The organism is Bacillus sp. 3255 (assembly GCF_031456485.1).
Lineage (GTDB): Bacteria > Bacillota > Bacilli > Paenibacillales > NBRC-103111 > Paenibacillus_E.
In genome coordinates this window covers 98,722-121,198 of the sequence record NZ_JAVDUS010000007.1, presented here as the reverse complement: position 1 = coordinate 121,198, position 22,477 = coordinate 98,722, and the positions used below count along the sequence as shown (strand labels likewise).

Annotated in this window: 16 protein-coding genes; all 16 read right to left on the bottom strand. The window is 47.3% G+C overall.

Going from position 1 to position 22,477, the window contains the following annotated elements:
• Nucleotides 1–85: 85 nt before the first annotated feature.
• The 16 genes from J2X61_RS12770 to J2X61_RS12695 all read right to left on the bottom strand — a co-directional run bounded on the left by J2X61_RS12770 (nt 86) and on the right by J2X61_RS12695 (nt 22,432).
• A complete protein-coding gene (locus J2X61_RS12770) occupies nt 86–1,036 on the bottom strand; it encodes a carbohydrate ABC transporter permease (protein WP_310188180.1) in 951 nt (316 codons plus the stop codon).
• Nucleotides 1,037–1,085: 49 nt separating this feature from the next.
• The gene (locus J2X61_RS12765; protein WP_310188178.1) at nt 1,086–2,402 is read right to left on the bottom strand and encodes an extracellular solute-binding protein; all 1,317 of its coding nucleotides are present in this window, start codon (nt 2,400–2,402) and stop codon (nt 1,086–1,088) included.
• A 157-nt stretch (nt 2,403–2,559) separates the two neighbouring features.
• Nucleotides 2,560–3,567 (bottom strand): LacI family DNA-binding transcriptional regulator, encoded by a 1,008-nt coding sequence (locus J2X61_RS12760; protein WP_274470350.1) that lies wholly within the window; start codon nt 3,565–3,567, stop codon nt 2,560–2,562.
• A 332-nt stretch (nt 3,568–3,899) separates the two neighbouring features.
• Nucleotides 3,900–5,498, bottom strand: coding sequence for a type 2 periplasmic-binding domain-containing protein (locus J2X61_RS12755; RefSeq protein ID WP_274470351.1), 1,599 nt, complete (start codon nt 5,496–5,498; stop codon nt 3,900–3,902).
• A gap of 81 nt (nt 5,499–5,579) precedes the next feature.
• Entirely contained in the window at nt 5,580–6,458 is an 879-nt protein-coding gene (locus tag J2X61_RS12750; RefSeq protein WP_274470352.1) for a carbohydrate ABC transporter permease, read from the bottom strand.
• A 12-nt stretch (nt 6,459–6,470) separates the two neighbouring features.
• Entirely contained in the window at nt 6,471–7,436 is a 966-nt protein-coding gene (locus tag J2X61_RS12745) for an ABC transporter permease (protein ID WP_310188176.1), read from the bottom strand.
• Between the two features lie 637 nt (nt 7,437–8,073).
• Entirely contained in the window at nt 8,074–10,362 is a 2,289-nt protein-coding gene (locus J2X61_RS12740; protein WP_310188174.1) for a helix-turn-helix domain-containing protein, read from the bottom strand.
• Nucleotides 10,363–10,510: 148 nt separating this feature from the next.
• Nucleotides 10,511–12,109 (bottom strand): glycoside hydrolase family 43 protein, encoded by a 1,599-nt coding sequence (locus J2X61_RS12735; RefSeq protein ID WP_310188172.1) that lies wholly within the window; start codon nt 12,107–12,109, stop codon nt 10,511–10,513.
• A 623-nt stretch (nt 12,110–12,732) separates the two neighbouring features.
• On the bottom strand, nt 12,733–15,819 hold the full coding sequence (locus tag J2X61_RS12730; protein ID WP_310188170.1) for a laminin G domain-containing metallophosphoesterase family protein: 3,087 nt from the start codon (nt 15,817–15,819) through the stop codon (nt 12,733–12,735).
• Between the two features lie 206 nt (nt 15,820–16,025).
• Nucleotides 16,026–16,835 (bottom strand): PhnE/PtxC family ABC transporter permease, encoded by an 810-nt coding sequence (locus J2X61_RS12725; protein WP_310188169.1) that lies wholly within the window; start codon nt 16,833–16,835, stop codon nt 16,026–16,028.
• A 2-nt stretch (nt 16,836–16,837) separates the two neighbouring features.
• Nucleotides 16,838–17,623 (bottom strand): PhnE/PtxC family ABC transporter permease, encoded by a 786-nt coding sequence (locus J2X61_RS12720; protein WP_310188338.1) that lies wholly within the window; start codon nt 17,621–17,623, stop codon nt 16,838–16,840.
• The gene (gene phnC / locus J2X61_RS12715) at nt 17,613–18,401 is read right to left on the bottom strand and encodes a phosphonate ABC transporter ATP-binding protein (protein ID WP_310188167.1); all 789 of its coding nucleotides are present in this window, start codon (nt 18,399–18,401) and stop codon (nt 17,613–17,615) included. Before phnC ends, J2X61_RS12720 begins: the two co-directional genes overlap by 11 nt.
• 40 nt (nt 18,402–18,441) lie before the next feature.
• A complete protein-coding gene (locus J2X61_RS12710) occupies nt 18,442–19,503 on the bottom strand; it encodes a phosphate/phosphite/phosphonate ABC transporter substrate-binding protein (protein WP_310188165.1) in 1,062 nt (353 codons plus the stop codon).
• A 49-nt stretch (nt 19,504–19,552) separates the two neighbouring features.
• A complete protein-coding gene (locus J2X61_RS12705; RefSeq protein WP_310188163.1) occupies nt 19,553–20,692 on the bottom strand; it encodes a phosphonoacetaldehyde reductase in 1,140 nt (379 codons plus the stop codon).
• Nucleotides 20,689–21,501 carry a phosphonoacetaldehyde hydrolase gene (phnX, locus tag J2X61_RS12700; RefSeq protein WP_310188161.1) on the bottom strand — a complete coding sequence of 271 codons (813 nt, stop codon included), beginning with the start codon at nt 21,499–21,501 and terminating at the stop codon, nt 20,689–20,691. Before phnX ends, J2X61_RS12705 begins: the two co-directional genes overlap by 4 nt.
• A 154-nt stretch (nt 21,502–21,655) precedes the next feature.
• A complete protein-coding gene (locus tag J2X61_RS12695; RefSeq protein WP_310188159.1) occupies nt 21,656–22,432 on the bottom strand; it encodes a DeoR/GlpR family DNA-binding transcription regulator in 777 nt (258 codons plus the stop codon).
• Nucleotides 22,433–22,477: the final 45 nt, after the last annotated feature.

The following is a 22,477-nucleotide window of genomic DNA, read 5'->3' as shown; positions in this document are numbered from 1 at the left end:
CCATGTATAAAAACGGGTACCCAGTAAATACCAGCAGAAGAAGTGCTATGACATACAAAGGGATTGCCTTTATTGTTGATACCATCTAGAACATCCCCCTCTTCTTCCGGCTTGCTTCCAAGGCTTGAATAATTCCGGCGGCTATAAAGGCCAGCAAAAACATCATAAAGGCAATCGAGCTGCCGTAGCCCATATTAAAGTGAATGAACGCTTGCTTATACATGTAGGTACCGAGCAGCTCTGTACTGTTATTAGGGCCGCCACCCGTCATGATGTAGAAGATATCAAATGATTTCAGGGAGCCTACAATCGCCAAGGTAGATGAAGTGACGATCGTCGGGACAAGCAGCGGAAAGGTGATATGCATAAACCGTTTAACGGCGTTAGCGCCGTCAATGCTTGCCGCCTCGTACAAATCCTCCGGAATCCCGACAATAGCTGCTTTGAACAAAATCATGTAAAAAGGCGCGTATTGCCATACGGTAACGATAAGGATTGCGGTCATTGCGGTTTTTTCCTCGCTTAACCAAGCTACATACTCAAACCCGAACAAGCTAATTAATCGGTTGACTGCACCGTTTAGGGGATCAAACATGAACACCCACAGCAAGCCAATCGCAACAGTCGACATCAAAAAGGGCATAAAATAGATCGTTTGAAAAAACCGTCTTCCTTTTATAGGGGCAAACAGCATTAACGCCATGATCAAGCCCAATGGAATTTGCAAGAATACGGAAGCCAATATGACTTTAATGTTGTTCCACAGAGAATGCCAAAATACAGAATCCGCTAAAAGTCTGAAGTAATTATCAAGTCCGATAAATGTTTTTTCCGCTCCGCCCTTCCAGTCGTAAAGACTGTAGTTGAGCGTTCCCACGATGGGATATAAAATGTAGACGGCATAAATAAGCAGCGCAGGCGTCAGAAACAACCAGATCGTAATCAGTTTTTCAAAATGCTTGGTTTTTCCTTTTATTACCGGAGCAGTTACTGGATTAGCTTCACTAATTTTCTGCAAGGATCCCACGCCTTTCATAGTTGATGAGAATAAGGGGAGGGAGATTCGTCACCTCCCCTCCCTGCTACTATTTTTTCAATACTTGCTTCGCCTTTTCTTCCATTTGTTTAGCGGCTGCCTCTGGAGTCGTCGACAACCCGAACAAGGCTTGTGTTGTGTCTTTATGCAATTCGGCAAGGTCAGCCGGAAGCGTTTGGTCATACGGCCAGAAGATCGTTTTGGCTACATTGACCATATCAGCTAATCTCTTTGCGTACGGATCCTTGTATTCAACGCCTTTCACAGCAACAACAGAGCCCGTACGGTCGGAATAAGCTTGTGCTGTTTCTACGCTGGCCAATTCCTTGATCAATTCGATGGCCAATTCAGGATTTTTCGATTTCTTAGCAACTGACCATACAGGCGCTGTGGAGCCTTGTAGACTGGATTGGTCGCCTTTTCCGCCCGGCAGAGCCGGGAAGTTAAAGAAGTCCAGCTTTTTCTCGAAAGCAGGTGCTTCTGTACGTACATTGTTCACCAGGGAGTTGGACATTAGCATCATAGCAGCCTGCTCGGTATAAAGAATTTGACGGGATTGGCCGGCGTCATATGGAAGCCCGTTAAAGCCTTTGTTGAAGGCTTCCTTCTTCACCAGTTCTTGAATATATTGGCCTGCTTTAACATAGCCGGGGTCATCAAAGCCTTTTCCGGTCCGGGCCAAAGCACCGTTAAACAAATCAGAGCCTGCTTCGCGATCGGCAAGATACATCAAATAATAAGCTCCAGGCCACTTCGGTTGGTTAGCTAATGCTAACGGGATCACTTTATTTGCCTTCAGCGTATCAATAACGGTCATGAACTCTTCCCATGTAACTGGAGGCTTCAAATTATACTTGGCAAAGATGTCTTTATTGTAGAAGATTTGCGCAATGGAAAGTCCCAAGGGCAGCCCGTAAACCTTGCTGTCAAACGTTGCATTATCGAGAGCTTGCTTGCTGAAGGTGTTAGCGTCAAATTTGCCGGAAATATCAAGAACATTCCCTTGGTTCACAAATTCCTTCAGCCAGCCACCGCCCCAAGAATGGAACACATCAGGAGGCGTGCCACCGGACATGGCTACAGCGAATTTTTGTTTATAGGTATCATTTGGCGTTTGCAGCGTCTTCACTTCAACATCCGGATGCTTCTTTTTGAAACGCTCTACCGCTTCCAGATATACTTTTTCTTTGTCACCCGGATCGATATACCAGAACTCAAGAGTTTTCTTTTCTCCGCTCGCCGTCTTTGTGTCCGCTGGCTTCGGATCGGCCGGTTTTGTACCGGAAGCCACCGGAGCCGGTGCGTTACTGCATGCCGCTAAAGTTAAAAGGGATAGGACGCTCAACAATGCTACTGTCTTTTTCATGTGTGACAACCCTCCTGATAATGTTTTAAATTAGTTTGATATTATAAAACAACGTTTTAACAAAAGTAGCTGGCGAGCCATCCCCCCTCTCAATACAAAAATTTTGTAATCGATTACAAAAAGGAATGTAATCGATTACATTTAGCTAAAAGTTTGATTACCTTAGCTCAGCGCCGCAGGATTGTCGAATAATTAACTCATCACTGATAAAAATATGACTTTTCGACTGCAGCCTCCCTTGCAGTAATGCTATTAACAGCTGCGTAGATATTTTTCCGAACTCTTCTTTTGGTTGGGCAATCGTTGATAAAGGCGGCTCGCATATAGAAGCCATCCTAATATCATCAAACCCCATAACTGCCAGCTGTGAAGGTACTGAAATGCCTAATTCTTTAGCAGCCCTCATGGCGCCAATAGCCATCTCGTCGCTGGCTGCGATAACCGCTGTAGGACGGTTGGGCGAAGACAGCATCTCTAGAGCTAATGAGTACCCTGCATCCAGATAAAAATCTCCTTCACGGATTAAAGCTTCATCCGTCTCCAAACCGTTCTGCTCCATAGCCTGTCGGAAGCCCTTTAACCGCTCGGAGCTTATTTCAAGATTAAGCGTTCCGGCTAAATAGCCGATTCTGCGGTGGCCCAGCTTAATGATATGCTCGGTTGCCGCCCGGGTGCTCACAGCGTTGTCGTTGGTCACAAAAGGAATATCAGGATTAGACACCTTGCGTCCTACTATAACAACCGGATACTCTTCCGCTATAGCTTCTAAGGCTGCTGTTTCCATTCGGGGAAACAGCAGGATCACTCCGTCGACCATCCTTTGCTTAAGCAGGCGGATGTAACTCTCTTCGAGATCCGGAGATCTGTTCGTGTCTCCCAACAGCACTTGGTAACCGCTTTCAATCGCAGTTGCTTGAATAGTCTTAAGTATGGATGTAAAAAAAGTATTCACGATATTAGGAACAACCACCAGAAAGGTATTGGTCTGCAGTCTTCTTAGATTCCGTGCCAAAACATTCGGCTGGTAGTCCAGCTCCTTAATAGCCTCGTATACCTTCTGGCGGTTCTTGGGGGATACCTTATCGGGGTTAGAGTAAACCCTTGAAACGGTTGCTACGGATACGTTAGCTCTCTTAGCCACATCATCCATCGTAGTCTTCTCCATTTAAGGATTCACCTCTTCTTTGATGGAAATGTAATGGATTACATTTAATTGTATGCGCTTTCTTAAATTGATAATAGAGCATAAATAGGAACATGTCAACACGAATTTCCTCCTAAAAAGCGGCCGATTGGAAGCGGTCGAAGAAGAAAAATGCCGTAACTCTGCAGCTTCTCTTCAATGCTGCAGCAACGTCTCGTCCGGCACAGAAACAAGCTCATGCGGCAGTAGATTAAGGTTAGCATATATATGTCTGAGAATGTACGATCTAAAAAAAATCTTAGAGGAAGATTCCTCTAAGATTTTCTTCAGTAGGACAGTCAGTTTTTTAACGCTTATCTTTTCGCGTAACGGTCATAGGCTGCCTGCTGTATTTTCAGCACATTGTCCAATCCCATTGAGTTGATGTGTGCGACGAAGTCGTCGAACTTATCCAGTGGCTCTGTCCCCATAATAAATTTGTTGATCATTTCATCCTTATACGTTGTAATCTCCGTGTACTTCGAGTTCAGCACATCACGTTCCTCCTGATTGAACGACAGGGAAACTGGAAATTTGTCCTTAATAAACGGTGTAATCGAATCGCGGATTTTCTCGATCTTTGGAGTCACCATGGCGTTCTCGTAACGGATATCCCACTGATAAGCAAACTCTCTGTGGCCCAGCTCGTACATTTTGATTAACGGGGAGTTATTCGCGTCCTTCATGATCGCATCCGTATATTTGGGCTGGTTGTTCTCCATCGTGTATGTTTCTCCGAGCTTGCCGAAGTTCATTGCCAATTGGCCTTCCGGACTATAGAACCAGTCCTGCATCTTAGCGATTTCTACTTTATATTTTGATTTGGAGCTAAGCGCGAAGCCGTTCTTAATCAAGGTTTGCTGGCTCTTGGTATAGGGTTCCGCTCCGGACGGTCCCTTCAGCGGAATGGTACCGGTCATCACCGTATTGGGATTCGCTTTTCCGACTAGCTTCTCTAAATATTCAATTCGGGGGAAGGAATCGAAAGTCAGTCCCGACACCTGGTTGGTAAAGCGGGATTCCCACACCTTCTGGTCATTGGTGACGTACTCCTTGTCGATCAGCCCTTCCTTATACAGCTTTGAGACGTAGGTTAGAGCCTCCTTCAACTGAGGATTCGTGAACGTATACTTCACTTTGCCGTTATCTGCGTAGAAGTCCTCCTCCAACGACACCCCGAACGGCTCAAAGAACGGAAGTAATCCTTTTGTTTTGTTGCGGGTCGTAAACGGAATCTCATCGTTCTTCCCATTACCGTTCGGATCCTTCTCTTTAAAAGCCTTCAGGACCTGATACATCTCTTCGGTTGTGGTCGGCGCCTTAAGCCCCAGCTTATCTAGCCAGTCCTGCCGGAAGATGTTCAGATTAATCGTCTTGACCGCTGAGATTTGGGGAAAGAAATAAATATTTCCATCATCTGATTTGATCTCTTTCATAATTTTCGGATCTGCATCCATAACCTTTTTAAAATTCGGCATATACTGATCAATCAGCTTATTGAGCGGCTCGAAGATGCCATTTTCACCGCCCTTATTGAGCAAATCCGGGGTAGCTTCCATCAAATCCGGAAGATTGCCGCCCGCGAGTGTCAAATTGAACTTCTCGATGTAATCCTTCGTTTCGTTCGGGGCCTTGACCCACTTGAAATAAACGTTGGTCTTCTCCACGATCGGTTTCATCCAAGGGAGGTCGTTGGACTCGACTGATTCCGGTCTAGGTCTCATATAGACGCTGATTTCTGTCTTTTTGTCTACAATTTTCGCATTCGGGTCTTTCTGGGCGGCCGCCGGCTCGGAAACCTTAGCAACTGCGTCTTTCGTCGGCTCGGGTGTGCCCCCGGTTTGGCAAGCTGTGAGCAGTACAGATAGCGCTACTGTAGTAGAGACGCCTTTGATCATTTTTTTTCGTTTCATCTCTGTGAACCTCCTTTACAATTCTCAAAAGTATGATCATGGGACGGGGATCCCGTGATGTAATGAGAAAACGGTACAAGTTCAGCCCTTCACGGAACCGATCATCGATCCCTGTACGAAATACTTCTGGATGAACGGGTAAACAACTAGGATCGGCAGCGTCGCAACCACCAGGGTAGCGTATTTGATTGACTCACTTATCAAATTCTTATCGTCGTATACATCGACCATCACTTGATCCGTCTGATTCTGGATGACGATATCCCGCAGCAAAATTTGCACCGGAAACTTAGCTTCGTCATTGAGATAGATCATGGCCGGGAAGAAGCTGTTCCACTCGTTCACCGCGTAGAATAGTCCGATGGTCACCAGACTCGGCACAGACAGCGGCAGGACGATGCGGATTAAGGTTTGGAGGTAGGAGCAGCCGTCGATCTTGGCGGCATCCTCCAGCTCGGCCGGAATCTGTTCGAAGAATGTCCGCTGGACAAACACATAGAACGATGCAATCGCCGATGGAATAACGATAGCCCAAATGGTGTCTCTCATGCCTAAGGCATTGACGACTAGAAAGGTCGGGATGAGCCCACCGCTGAACAACATCGGCAGAAGCACCAATGCCGTCAGCACGTTCCGACCGGGTAAATCTCGCCTGGACAGCGGATAGGAAGCGCAGATTGTCAGAACGAGACTGATGGCCGTTCCGACTACCGTATAGGTCACCGTATTCAAGTAAGAACGCGCTAGCATCGGAAATTCAAGCACCCGCCTGTAAGCCTCGAATTGAAGCCCCATCGGGATAATGCCGATTCGCCCCTGTTGGATAAACAGCTGGTCACTTAGCGAAGCTGCCAGAACGTAAAGGAAAGGATATAACGTAATTACAGCCACAACCGACAATACGACCATATTGATGATGTTGAACAGCAGCCTTCCCGGCATTACTCGCATTGAAGACATCTCATTTTCCTCCTACCAAAGACTCGTTTCCGAAACCTTTCGTGCAAATCGGTTGGCCGCTACAATCAGAATCAGGCCCATCACGGATTGGAACAAGCCCACTGCGGCTGCAAAGCTGTAGTTGGTTTCCAATATCCCCCGGCGGTACACATAAGAGCCGATGACGTCAGCTGTTACGTAGGTGTTCGGATTATAGAGCAAAACGATCAGATCGTACCCGACCTCCAGCATGTGCCCTATTTTCAAGAGGAACAAGATAATAATTGTCGGCAAAATGCCGGGCAGTGTAATATGCCATGTCTGTCTCCATCGGCTTGCACCGTCTACTCTCGCCGCCTCATATAGCTCCGTATTAATGCCGGTGAGTGCCGCAAAATACAGTATCGCCGACCAGCCCATCGTTTTCCATAGGTCGATCCCGGTGTAAATGCCCCAGAAATACCCGGGCTTCAACAAAAAGCTGATCCGTTCGTAGCCCATTTGGACAAGCATATTGTTCACCAAGCCGACCGTAGGCGACAGGAAGGTAACCGCCATACTGGCCACGATGACAGTGGACACAAAATGGGGTAAATAACTGATCGTCTGCACCGTCCGTTTGATCATCGAATTGCGAACCTCATTCAGCAGCAGAGCAAAAATAATTGGGGCGGGAAACACAAACACCAGGTTAAGCAGGTTGATCATCAAGGTATTTCTAAGTAGCCTCCAGAAATAGACCGAATGGAAAAAATCGATGAAATGCTTGAAGCCGGCGAAGTGACTCGCCAGTATCCCCTTATATACGTTGTAGTCCATAAACGAAATGGTCAGCGCCATAAACACGGGGACGTACCGAAATACCACATAATAAATCAGCGGTGCCAGAAACATCAGATAGTATGGTAGTGCTTTCTTGAATGTCTTCTTCCAGTTGGCCGCTTTAGGAACGCTTAGCCCTGGAGAAGGAGTGGCGATAGCACTGCTCTGTTTATCCATAGGCACGGTCCTCCTTTCGTGAATTCGTTTTACGCTATAAATGTATACGTTTTCATTCCTTTCGTACATCGATATTTCTTTCGATTCGTCTACATATTTCCATGATGACGATCTCTTTTTTATTGGATTCATAGTCAGACCGTAAGGCAAGGGTCCGGCATGATCAACCGGACCCAGGATCAAGTATGACAAGACAGACCGTCTGTAAAGAAGAGTACTTGACAGGCTCACTTTGGTGATGCTGAAATAAGGCACTGCGTACTAGTTGTTGCAGGTTTCGTTCATATAGCGCATTGTATTTCCCCTTGGCTCTTGGGCCCACCTAGCGGAAATACGATGCGTTATTCTACTCAAAAACGGGCATTTAGGCCGCGGTGCGGAACTACAGGCCTTTATTTCGCGGTGTAGTCCGGTTTCCGGGCCGTATCAGGAGCATTAGCGCATCGTAGTTCCGCTTCACTCGCCAAACACGCCGTATTCGCTGATTTAGCGCATTGTATTTCCCTCGGCCCAATTCCCCGCTCTCGCCCAAGCAGCCCGCCAATAAATAAAGGGTAACCTCTCAGTCACCCCAAAACATATAAATTCTTATATCTCTAAAAAGCCGCCCGGCGCCCGGACAGCCATTATCACGATATTAACTCTGCTGCATTTGTCTAAACTGGCCGGGAGTTACCCCCTCGTATTTCTTAAAAACCCGTATAAACGTATTGGAGTTGGTGAAGCCAACCTGGTCCGAAATATCGGTAATCGTATCACCGCTGCGGCTAAGGAGAGCTTTGGCCTCCTCCACTCTTTTGGAATTGATGTAGTCTACACAGTTCATGCCTGTAATTTCTTTGAAAATGCTGCTTAAGTACGACGGCGACAGCCCGAGTGCATCCCCAAGCACAGTCAGTGATAAATTTTGAGCGTAATTCTGTTCCACATACGCCTTGATCCGGGTAAACATATGCGAAGATTGGCCCTGTTTCCGTTGAAGGATCCAGCCGCTGATTTGGCCGAACGCCTCTTCCATGCATTCCTTCTTCTTGTGCAGCCCGGGCTGCTGGTCGAGCTGCTGGTACAAGTCGAATCCGGCCCCGAAGATCTCTTCCATCGACGAGTGTACTTCATACACGGTTCGCACCGCCGTTCCTGCAAGAGCATGAAACAGGTTGCGGATCATCTCCGGGGTCAGACTCCTGCTATCCAAGTGTTCTTCCCACAATGTCTCCAGAAGCTCGCTCCAGCCCGATCGATTTCCCGTTTTGACAAGATTGACGAGATGCTTCTCCGTTTCCAACGAATAAATCGGCTTACCGGCCAGCCGGCCGCCCACTTCTTCTACAAAAATAACAGTGCCTTCTCCTTGCACGATTTTATATTGCAAAGCGCGCAGTGCCTCGGCATAAGAGGACGGAATATCGTCTGCCCGGGCGTAGAGCTTCCCCACCCCCACCGTGATGGACCGAGAATAAGACATCTGCAGCCCTTCGGTCACCCTATGGATAAATTCATATACGGTCCCCAGCTCAGGGCTGTTCCGGTCTATATTCAGAATGGATACGAGCATATCGCTTCGTTTCCGGATCGTTTTGACTGCATACGAGCAGAATGGTCCGTAACCATCGGGGTTATCAATCGCGCGGATCATTTCTTCTATAGCGGAGCTGCCCGTGTCCGTGAGCGTGAAATCTCCGAGCTCAAAAACGATCACCTGGTAGGAATCGAAGGCAAAAGGCAGCTCGAATTCCTCGGACAGCCTCTCGAGCTCTCCGGAGGAGATCCCGTTCTCGAGCAGATCGTTGAGCACTTTATGCTGCAGAGCCGGAAGGTTGCGGTGAAATGCATTCCGTAGGCTAGAATTCTCATAATACACGAAATTAATGATGCGATTGATGAACTCCAGCTCATTTTCCGGTTTTCGGCCTCCCTCCGGTTGCTTTCGATCGAACTGCTGGATGTAGTCGACGATTTTATGTATGGGCCGGTAAATCCGGTTGGTCAGCCCGTAAGACAGGATCCCCCCGATCACAAGGCACAGCAGAGCAGCCATAATTGTAAACTGTCTGAAGCGGCTAACCTTCTCCGTAATAAACGCAGTAGGGACGACACTGATGTATTTCCAATCGCTGACTTGCGATGAGGTGAATACGATTTCATATTTCTGGCCGGAGACTTCTGCCTGAACATGTCCTTCTTCTGCTTCCATATTTTTGAATTTATCCGAAAGTTCGTTCCTAATCGTGTTGAACAGGTCTTCCTGCCCGTGCCGCATGGGGCTGCCGAATACCACATTTCCCGCCTTGTCCATTGTGTAAATAAACGCTGGATAAGGGTCGCTGACCCGTTGGATCATCTTGGAGAAGTCTTCCGCCTTTACATTGATGTATAAGATGCCCATCGGAGACAGGTCGTTTAGGGGCGCAGTCCGAGCAAACGTAAGCAGATTGGAGGTTACTCCATAGCTCGATGCTTGCTGGCGTCCAACGTACGTAAAGCCGATATGCTCCTTCCGCGGTTCCCTCCATTCGGAAGAAGCATCCGTTTGAAATATCTCCTGGTAAAAGTACTCCGTGTTATACTTGGAGATATTATTCAGCACTACCGGGTACCGGTAGAACTGGATCCAAATATCGGCAAGCAGCGGATTAGCTAGCTTAATGCTTTTTAAATAATCAATATTATCCATAAATAGAAGTTGGTCCAGATCCCACGTCTTTTCCGATAAATAAAGTGCCCGTCGAATCGATGGCTGCAGCGAAACCTGATAGGTTAGGTTGTCCATCGTACTTAAGGCATGATCGACGTTATCCCGTGCCTGCTCAATATACCTGTTGTTGGATTCCACGACCTCGTCGGTCAGCAGCGCGGACGACTTGCTATAGGAAGCGTAACCGAATGCCAAAATCGTAAAGAGCACAAAGACATTAAATAAAATCAACAGTCGGATAAAAACGCTTCTCTGTTTAAACAGCTTTAAGCTTTGAGGAAGCATTGACAGTTTGACCCCCCATGCCTTCTATTTATTACCCTCACTAACAATACTAGTGGAATGGCCAAAGGGTGTAAAGCGCTTTCAGAATGGGAGCTCACGAATTTCCGCGATATTCAAACTGTTTAAACGTCGCTTTGCCGCTGGGTTGAAACAGTACGCCCATTGCAAAGATCCCCACACGAGGAGCCGTATAGCACTTATATCGGGCATAATTCTCCGGATATAAAAATTCGGCCGGCACGGTAACGTCCAGCTCTGTAAACGATACACCGTCCGTAGAGTACGCGAAGGTGAAATGCTGAGCGTCCAGCCTTGCTTTCAGCCACAAATCCGCTCCTGGCTCCAAATCAAGCTTGCGCTGATAAAGCACATTGCGGAAGCACTTCTCCGAACGGTCCAGCTGTAAATAAAGACCGTCTGCCTCCTGCCTCTCATGCATCCTATTCGTGTCGAATTTCTGTCCCGAGGTTTGGCCGATCCCATTGCGGACACTCATCAGCAGCATGGCATCCATATCGCGATAGAGAATCAGCCCCGCTTCTTCACCTAAAGATCGCGGCGCCAAGGATAGCCGGGTTAGCGCCTCAAACCCGAAATGCTCCCAACGGCGGGTTAAGATCAAGGTGGAGCCTGGAACATATAAGGGATACGCTTGGCATTCCAGCTCTAGTCCGTTCCCCTTAAGCGTATAGCCCCCTTCCAGCGGATAGCGCACCCACTCCCAGACCGGAGACAGCTCCTTTTCGTTAAAGCAGTCCGTCTTCTCCCCGGTCAAATCAGGGGCTTGCCCCCCCTCAATCAGAACCTCCACACGCTCCTGCGGACGGCCGCCGTCTCCAACTTCAAACCAACCGTTGTCCGTCCAGCGTACATGCTCGAGAAATGTCTCGCGGCCTAAGGGGGTTGCTCCGCCCGGCGTCAGCGGACGGCCGGCGAGATGGAGCATCCACCAGTTCCCAAGGAAATCCGCTACCAGCTTGCCATGCCCTGCCTTCTGCAGAGGCTTCGCCGGATCTGGCTGGGATAGAACCGGATTGTGCGGACAAGACTCATACGGTCCCCAAATGGAATGGCTGCGTGCCAACGTTACCTTATGTCCGAAAGAGGTTCCTCCTTCCGCCAGCATCAAATAGTAATAGCCGTTGCGTTTGACGATGTGCGGCGCCTCCGGCGTGCTGCCTCCGGTACCCGGCCACACCTGGCGGGCTTCCCCGATCAGGCGGGTTCCGTCGGCTTTAAGCTCCTGTAGCCAGCCTCCGCCGAAGGCGAGATATCGTCTTCCGTCGTCGTCATGAAAGATCGACGGGTCTATGAAATGATGGTTTAATACAATGCCATCCGAATAAGGTCCCTCCGGCCGGTCAGCCGTAAACAGCAAATTCGTGCATCGCGGCTGACCATGGAAAAAAGGAACGACCACCCAAAACTTCCCGTCCGCATAAGAAATATCGGGAGCGAATACACCGTGAGAATCGGGGACTCCGGTCAGATCGATCTGGCTCCTTCGGGTGATAACGTGCCCGATCGGCCGCCAGTTTATGAGATCACGGGAATGGTGTACCATGACCCCAGGGAAATATTGGAATGTTGAGGAAACGACATAATAATCCTCCCCAACCCGCACAACCGAGGGATCGGGATGATCCCCCGGCAGCACAGGGTTAGGTACAGATTTTATTCTACGCTCAGCCATATGGTTGGAGGCACCTCTTTCAGCTTAATTAAACATCAATTGGATTCAGCAGCCCTTCTTCCTATCCTCAATATATTTCTAAACTGAGCTGACTGTAAATCTTCATTTTTTACGACTCATCTTTATTTTTTTAAGGGCAACTCGTCTTGACATTTGAAAGAGACAGCAATTCATGATGCGCTTTCTGGAGATATTGACGGAACGCTTCGAATTCTAGATTGGAAACGTCACTGTTTTTTATGTGAAAAATGATTTCGAAAGAGAAGTCATGTCGAAGGTGTTTACGTATTGTTCGGAGGTTATAGATTATCTATGAAGCCCGGGGTGCTATTACTCCAGCGTCTTAGCAGCAAATACTAAGTATGACATCAGACTTGTGTTGCATGCGCATCCTTTATGAGCTTCACCACTTCATAGGCTATCAGAGAAGTTGAGTTTACCGTACTCCGTTTCTCTAAAAAAGGGGGATTCCGAATTTAATTTAATGAGATTGGTTCATTGATGAAAAAAACGCCTCGTCCGGTTATCGGACGAGGCGTTTTTTTCGAGATTGGCGGTAATCGCCGTATATCCATGGCTGATTTACCCGGCGTAACAGGCTTAGCGTAAAAGCCTACTTCTTGTTATTTAAGAAATAACGCCTGTGCGTCGCGCAGCAAGTAACCCGCTGCCTCAACATCAATATGCTTTCCGCTTTGTGCGTTTACCTCATGAATAAAGGATTGCAACTCTCCATGTTCCAGCTTCTTCTGCAGGCTGTTAGCTATTCCTCCGTTATCAATCCACTCGCTTGCTGCAAAGCGCGTTACCAGTTTCTTCAATCCCTCTATGCTTGCATAGGTCTGGAAAACCACCGCTTGGCTACCCGTATTCCCCGCCAAGTCGCTACCATTCACAACTAGCGTATGCGTGCCAAGCGGCAGCTCATACAGTTCCATGCTCTCCCCGGGTTGATATGGCATTCCATCCAATGTTGCTTGCGTCTTGCTGTCGGCCACTCCTGACAGATTGTCCTTGAGAATAACGACAGGTGCGATATCGCCTGCATCACTGTGGCTTCCGTAAACAACACCTGTTACGGCGACTTCAGGTGCAGTGGCGTCCAGCTTAAAGCTGGTTGTCTTCGTTGCTTCCAAGTTACCTGCCTGATCCTTCGAACGGTATGCAAGTACATAGTTTCCATCCAAGCTGACCGTAACGGGTGCCGAGTAAGCCAACCACGTATTGCCGCCGTCATAGCTATACTCTATGCCGGATACACCGGACAAATTATCGTAGGCGTCTAATGAAACCGTCACTGGATGTACATACCATCCGTTAGTGCCATCCGGCTGAGAAGGCGTAATCACTGCAGTCGTTTCGGGTGCCTCTACATCATTTTTTACATAGTCCATCTCCAAAGTGAATTGATTTCGCTCGCGGAACAACTGGTTCTTGTCGGTAGAATACCAGTTAACATCCACCTTATTGCTGTCATTGTGGAAGGTAAGCAGCATCAACATGGCATATCCGCCGTTTTGCAAATCCATGCCTTGGGCATCAGCCAGCATTTGATTCACCCGTTTGCCTTGAATTCCCGTATCTACTCGATTAACGAGGTCCGGGTAGCCAATATGGCCAGACATTACAAGAATGACATTCTTATGTTGGCTGGCAACTTCTTTCCAAACATCGTCGCCATTTTTGGCATCGCGGATATACTTAGATGGATAGTCTGAGTATTTGTTTGAGAGCTGCTCTCCGTTCCAATACATGTAAGCATGTGTCGTAAGAATAACGTTTTTCTCCGGATGTGCAGCAATTTGCTCGTTAACCCAATTCAAAATGGATTCGTTTGGCGCAAATGCAACGCTGAAGATCATATATGGCTTGTCACCTACCGTGACGAAATAGTAGGCATTGTCCATATACCCATCCTTAAAGGCACCGCCAAAATAAGGCATTTGGGAAAATTTGGGGTAAGGGAAATATTTGTTGTAATTAACAGCTGCGCGATCCAGGGACATGGACATATCATGATTCCCCAGCATAGTCGTATAGGGAACGACACCATCCAGCATGTTGAAACCTTTCTGTGCCACCTGCCACTGGGCTTCATTGCCAGCTACATTTACGATATCCCCCATACTCATAACAGCCTGAATATTGTAGGCCGACTTGTTATCCTTAATCCAATTCATCATATTATAGTATTTATCTGGATACGATTCGGTAAGAAATTGCGTATCCGGCAGAACGACCATACTGTAATCGCCTTTAGCGAGCGTAGGGGCAATCCAATCAGCGAAGCTCGAAACATCGTTTCGATTCGGTGAGTTATCCGGATAGACGCCGTTCAATGGCGCTTCAAACTGCCAGTTACCTAGAAGACCTGCTTGATTCACTGGTTCGGTCTCCATATTAGCGCCAATTTCTTGTTCGGTGCGGATCGTTGACCAAATGCGAACATCAGCGATCTCACCTTTGAAATATTGGCTGTTCCCTTTCCGGTAGTCGCCGCCAATCTTAAGCGGCTGCGCCGGAATGTCCGGTTGAAACTCGGCATTCGATTGAGTCGCTACCAACCTGCCATTAATATAGCATTTAATCTGATCAGTTGTTTCATCGAACGTCATGGCGACATGAACCCATCTGTCCTGACGCAAATCCACGCCGGTAATCACCGTGTCCTGAACCTTCCCCTGCTTTTTCCAATAGAGCCTTGGCTCTCCTTTGGCGGTCACTTCAAAATTGACATACGGCAGATCGTAGTCATAGTAACCCGCTTCCATGTAATTCCCTGCAATAATGCCGCCACGATTACCTTGTAAATCTTTGGGCAGTTTAATAAGCGCCTCGAAAGATCGCGGGATATTGGGCAGTTTATTCTTCATGGCATATTGCACATCGCTGCTAGTAAAGCTAATGCCAGCGGCATTAAATGGATGCGAATAATCAACGCCGCTTCCGACGGTCCCCGGTTGGAAGCCCTCCGTTGTGATTTTGATCGGATTCGTCCGTACCAAATCGTCAAAGGTCGTGGTGGGTGATATGCCGGCAGCATCGCTTAGATGCCAAGCGTGAGCCAAACCTGACTCGCTGCCTGTCAACTCAGTCGTGACATATTGGCTAATTTCTTCTGGTGTACGCATATCGTTCCACAATCGAATTTCAGAAACTCCCCCGTTCAGCCACATGCTTTTTCTATAATCCGTGCCTACATACATAGGCAAAGGCGAAGGCGTGTTGTAAGGCGCAATAGCGGCATAACCGATTTTCTCAAACACTTTCGTGCCATTCTTATAAAATATAATCTTCTGATTCGCTACATCGCGTACAACGGAGAGCAGCATCCACTCATTCGTTGCTACATCAACACCCGTCACGTACAGATTACTAATCCCTTTTTTTACACCTTGCGCATCATAATACTCTTCCCAATAACGAAGTCGATTGTCAGCGGTCAGCTCTAACGACCAACTGTTTTGTTTACCGTCCTTATAATTGCCGATAATAATCTGACGCGTATCAACGTCTGGCTGCAACTTCACCCATACTTCCACTGTGGTTGGAATGCTTTCTACCGGCTTATCCATGATCCCATAGTTACTTGGCTGAAATTCCAGACTTTCGCGCTCTGCGGCAGACGCGATCCCTATAGCGGATAGCATGAGAGCTAAGACCAGAACTGCAGTGATGCTGCGCTCAATGAAACGTTTAAACTGCAACATGAATACCTCCTCGGCTACGTTCAAAATTGAATGTATCTTTAAGCTCATTGGCATCACCAAAGTTCTCGCGTGGTCGCAGCTCCGGAAACTGCGAACGCTCGACACACAAACCAAAGCAGACTGACTCGCGCGCAGTGCTTTCAATGAATGAGACCTCTTAAGCGAATTTGCAATAATCAACTTTACCGACGCCACCATGTTCTAATTTACTGATGATTTCTTAGTTTCTTCTTCATTCTGCCGGCAATGAACTCCAGCCCGATGGCAAAAGCAAGGATAAGATAAGTGATCGCGCCAATTTCCCTCACATCATAATAATAGGAACTGGCCATAAACATATCGTAGCCAATACCTCCCGCTCCAGCTGCTGCTCCCATTGCCAAGGCAACGGCAAAGTTAATCTCAAAACGCATAAAAGTCCAAGAGATCAAATAAGAGACAGACGAAGGCAGCACAGCTTGAAACACAATCTGAACCCAATTGGCACCGCTTGCCTTTAATGATTCAATCACACCGTTATCCAACTCCTCGAAGGATTCCGAGTACGCTTTCACAAGATAGCTGACTGAATGAAACGTCATACCGATGACGGCGGCAACACTCCCCAGCCCTGCTGCAACGGCAAAAATCAATACCCATAACACTGTCGGCACCGCTCGAATAAACGCAACAATAGCTTTAACTAACATCGAAAGTTTACGATTGGATAGATTATTAGCGGCTAATAGCCCTAGGAACAAGGCGATCACAGCACCGAATAGCGTCGTTAGAAAAGCCAGCCCAATCGTAATCGTCAAGTGTTGAATCGCTTCGATCAAGGAAATGTGCTTGAAGAACGGATGAAAAAACATGGTTTTCACTGTTTGAACTGTCTGCAGGACGGCTTCTATGAATTGGATCTCCTTATAATCGAACGTTGCGAATGCATACAGCGTCAATGCTGCCAATGCAGTCAAAGTAAGGCGGATCACCATCGCTTGTTTGTTGAACGGCTTTTTCATTTTCACTGCATTCATCGCTACAAAATCACCCTCCTGACGTAGTTAGAAATCGACTCTATCACAAAGATGGTCATCACAAGAACAAGAACGATCAACGATGCGGTACTGAAATTAAGGCTTTTGTAATACAAGCTGAAGAGAAAACCGATACCGGTGCCGGTTAAAATACCAATTAATGTAGCCTGACGAATATTGGTTTCTACCATGAATAGAATCCAACTGAGCAGTTGGGGCATGCAGGAAGGAATCACAGATTGAAAAATGATTGAGAAATAACTTGCTCCCGTGGATCTTAATGCTTCTATAGAGCTGCTGCTTGCTTCGTCGATCGATTCAATGAAGGCGCGTGTCATAAATCCAAAGGAACCGAAGAAAAGCGCGAAGTACCCCGTCAACACATGTTGGCCGAAAGAAATCAGCAAGATCATCGACCAGGCAGAGACATCAATATTCCGAAAGATTGTCGCGATGGACCGGCTTAACATACTGAATACTCCGCCTGTTCCGGTCGAATGCGATCCTGCGATAGCGAACATCAATGCGAATAAGGCTGCAATGGTAGTGGCGGCGATTGATACAAGCACCGTTTCCGCGAGACCGCTCATGATAACCGGAAGCCGCTCCAGTGCCTTTTCATTCGGGTAAAAATTATTGAATACCCATTCAGCTGCTTTAGGAATTGAGGTGAATCCTGCGATGACATCATAGCTCGTAATGACAATAGCGATTACCGTCAATGCAAGCAGTAAAGAACAATACAGCAGTGTATTCAACCGTTTCCTTGCGAAAAAATTATCTAGCATCATGGACCTCCAGCTCTTCCTGAAGCTCACTCCACGCCGAGCCGTATATTCTAGATAACTGCTCGTTGTCAATTCCTGCTGGAATACCGTTATAAACAATTGTCCCTTTGTTCACACCCAGGATCCGGTCTGAATATTTCAGCGCTACGTCCACTTGATGCAGATTAACAATAACTGTAATGCCCATCGTGGACGAAATATGGCGCAGAAGGTCCATGATGATCTTGGAAGCTTTCGGATCCAAGGAAGCAATCGGCTCATCGCAAAGCAGCATTTTCGGATTTTGCACAAGAGCCCGGGCAATACCGACCCTCTGCTTTTGCCCTCCGCTCAGCTGATCGCAGCGCTTATAAACCTGTTCCTCGAGTCCGAGAGTCTTCAGAATCGTGTAACCCTGGCTCTTCTCCTCTTTGGAATAAAGTCCCAAAACTCCTTCCAACGTGGACTTATAACCCAGACGCCCGTGCAAAACATTTTCGATAACAGATAATCTGTTTACTAAATTATAATGCTGGAATACCATCCCCATTTGAGTTCGCAACTGTTTTAACTCACGCTTCTTAAATTCAAGAATATTTGCCCCATCGAATATGATTTCACCGCTGCTTGCATCAATCATACGGTTAATACAGCGCAGCAGGGTCGACTTACCGGCCCCGGACGGGCCGATAATCGACACAAATTCTCCTTCCCTCACATCGAAACTAATGTCCGTTAACGCTCTTGTGTCTGTGCCATATTGTTTGGACACCCGCTTGAATTCCAATAATGTTGTCATCGTTGCTCCCCCGATAGGTTTTGCTTTCCTTGCAAAACTTTTAATTAGACAGCATTCTGACCGGACCAAAAAACTCGTCATTTACAGTCAGGAATTTTTCTTTGCCGCTCTTTTGCTTGAACATGCCGGCATCCTTCGAATCTTTGGGCAGGAAGATCTGAGTATTTTTCGTGACGGAATCGGATGTAAAAGAATCCTCTAATTTCTTTTTGTCTTCCTCGCTGATCGTACCTGTGTTGATAACAAACGGCTGATTCAATACGGGTGTAGAGTAAATAAGTGTGAACTCTTTGCCGATCATCGTGTTGAATGGTTCCGCTGCACCTTGTTTAACTTTATATACCGCTCCAGCCATATTCGCCTTACCCGCTTCTAACTCGATGTAGTTGGCAACACAAGTATCGCAGAAAGCGGCAACGTCAGCTTTGCTATTCAACAAATTCACTGCTGAACCCTGGTGCGTTCCTCCGAAGAGCACTTCGCTAAAAAACTTGCCTTTTCCGCCCAAAATTAAATCATCGACAGTCAATTTCTTATATTGCTCTTGTTTGCTAAAGTAATTGACGATGCCGGCAGAAGGAACCTTAAACCCGGATGTGGAGGAATTGGACACAAATGAAAACTTCTTACCGGCAATATGGTCAATGGAGTAACCGCTGCCGCTTTTGTAAGCATCTTCCTCGCCTTTACGTACGCTTAACCAGCTATAGTAAACGGCATCCTCCAGCGTACCGGACTCTCCGCTTTGAATGACCAATGGCTGAACTTTCTTATTCTTTGCATTCGCCTCGACATAGCCTTGTGCGCCCATATATGCAATGTCAGCGCTGCCGCTGGCAATCGCCTCGATCGCGATGGTATAATCCGTCGTCGTCTTGTGCTCTACCTTTTTCCCCGTTGCAGCAGCAACCACGTTGCCAATTTCTTCGCGGGCGCCTTTCATTTCTGCGCCGGATTCATTAGGGTACCAAGCGATCGTAATGGTATCCTTGGTCTTTACAGCCGCCGAGCCTTTCTCTGCCTCACCGGCTTTGGTACCGCAGCCTGCCGCTACGGCCACCAGAGTTAAAGAAACCATGAGTGTTACAATCTTCTTTTTCATTTAATTAGTCCTCCCTAGTCGTTTAGAATTCCACATCCATCGTACAACCCTAAATTAACGAAATCAGCATTCGCTCAAGTCCTTCAGGCGATATTGCAATGGGATTATTATCCATTCTCCCCTTCGTGTATGAGAGTGACACAATATGGCGGATGCCTTCCACGGTAGCGCCATATTGACCTAGACGGCCAGGAATCCCGTATGCCTTATATATGTTTTGTATGAAATGGTCAACCTCATCTGCATTCGCAGCACCGAAAGCACCGAGTAACTTCTCCGGTTCGATCAATGCAGCAAGGTTATGTCTCATCACCGCTGCAAGCGTAAGACTCGCGGCAATGCCGTGATCTATGCCATAAACCATCGTTAGCGGATAGGAGATCGAGTGGCAAGCTGTGGTTCTCGTATTGCTAAATGCCAGACCGGCCAGCACACTAGCCAAAGACAGCTGTTCTCTCCATACGAGATTATCCGGCTGCTCAATGAGTAAAGGAAGCGTATGCCGAATGCGTTCGATTGCTTGCAGCGCATACACACGGGTGATTGCGTTGGTATGCACGGACCAATACGCTTCTGTTGCATGGCACATGGCATCCAGTGCAGTTGCTGCGGTAAGCCGCAACGGCATGGTTACAGTCAACTCCGGAAGGATCCACGCATCACTCGCGTACAGCCTCACGTCGGAAACCGAATATTTGCTTCCGCATTCCTCGTCCCATACGGTAGCCCAGCATGTGACCTCAGAGCCCGTTCCCGATGTTGTCGGTATCCCGATCCAAGGCGTAAACCGCGGTTCACTGCGGTACTGTTCACTTGTGATCGCCTCCCGAACCCCAGCTACCGATTGAACCTTCTTCCGCTGCAAGGCCGATAAGACCTTAGCCGCATCCATTACGCTGCCACCGCCAATGGCTACAATAAGCTCATAGTCGAAATGCTCAGTCTCTTGTTTAAGGTTCAAAATATCTGCGCAATTGGGATTATATAGGGTGACTTCCTTTAGAAATGTTTCTTTCTTGGAAAGCATGTGCATGACAGGGTGTAAACAAGCACTCTTCTCAACGTCCCCGCCCCTCGTTAGTAACAATACTCGCTTCACGTCTGCATAGCGGTTCTGCAGGATATCAGCGAATGCTTCCGCAGATGCCGCCCCGAAGGTAACAGCTACCGGGTTGTAAAAGTGGTTCATCTTAAGCCTCTCTCCAGCCCGCTGCGTTCAAGCTCCTCAATGACAATCGGAAGTTGATCGATGGAGCCGATAATATAGTCTGCCCCTGCTTGTTCAAAGGTGCGTCTTGTTTCGTTCATTCGTACTGCGAGCTCATCCGCATGCATGCTCTCTACTTCCCGCTGCGTTAAGCCAAGCTCACTGCTTCCAAGTATGACCGCGACCGTCCATACCCCGGCATTCCTGCCCTCATGGATATCGGAGACTGTATCTCCGACCTTGATCACTGCTCTTGGCGGGTAGATACCTAGCTCGATTAGGTTCTGGAAGATCATATATGGATAAGGCCGTCCGGCCTTTGCCTCATCAGAGGCAATCATGAAGTCCGGTGTATATCCCTTCCGCTTCGCTTCCGGAACGATGACCTTCATCATATCTGATGTATATCCAGTCGTTGAACCGATGGCTATGCCCGCATCGCGAAGTTGTTTCACCGTTTCTAATGCTCTCGGTATGGGATCCGTATACATGTTCAATGATTCCATCAAAATCACTTCGAAGCGTACATAAAGACGATCAACATCCTCCTTGACGGGCTCCTTGCCAAACTTGGCAATCCAACGGTCTTTCACCCTCTCCATCTGCAAAATAGCTTGAATATGATCCCATTTCAGAAGGCCCATTGGCATTCTTGCTTCCCGAATCGTGATAGGTACTCCTGTCTCTTCAAAGGTTTGAATAAATGCATGCATAGGTGCGAAGCAACCGTAGTCAATTATTGTACCCGCCCAATCGAAAATTACTGCTTTGATGCATTCTTTTTGCGTCATCTTGTCTCCTCAATTCTTGTTCGTTTGATAGTTCCAATTATAGATTCAAATAACGCAAACAAGCAATACATTTTGCGATATTTTACGTTAATTTAATAATTTAATGCTGTTTTATGCTGTTTTTAACACTCGGAAAACATAATAAAAACGCAAGCTACAATGAACTTGCGTTAATGATGGAAATATGATGTTTTTTATAAGTTTCCAAAAGCGTTTCATCCATAAAAGAATCAGTTACAATCGAATCAATTTGATCCAATCCGCAAATATTCAAGTAAGAGACCGTTTCGAATTTACTCGAGTCGGCAACGACATACCTTCGCTTGGCGCTCTTTAGCATCGCATTGATGACCTCCGACTCTCCTTGGCGGAAATCAGTGAGTCCCTTATCAAGGGAGATGGCATTGATACTAATGAAGGCAATATCAATATTGAACTTCAAAATTTCTTCCTCAATCGATCGCCCGTACAATGAAAACTCCTCATGATTCAAGTAACCTCCGGGGATAATAACCGTGAAGCCCTTCTTTTGGGCTAAAATATCCGCGACGCGAAGAGAATTCGTTATGACTGTCAGCTTGTCGAATCGAGCGGCAAGGCGCTTGGCAACCTCAATGTTCGTTGTGCCTGCGTTGAGGGAAATAGCTTGATACTCTTTCACCAGTTCAACCGCATACATAGCCAGCTCCTGCTTTCTTTCATTCTGCGTGATTTTGCGCTTAAAGAAAGCCTGATTCGTTGCAACCTCTTCCCGTTTGGAAACGGCTCCGCCATGTACACGCTGAAGCTTGTCCTCTTGCTCCAACCGTTCAAGATCCCTGCGAACCGTATCAAGAGATACTTGAAGCAGCGACTTTAATTCCACTACAGTAACTTGCCCTTTGGATTCCAGTTCCAATAAGATTAATCGATGCCTCTCCGGCGCAAGCATTCCTATCTCCCCCGTGATCATGCGTTAATTTGCAACTTTTTACTT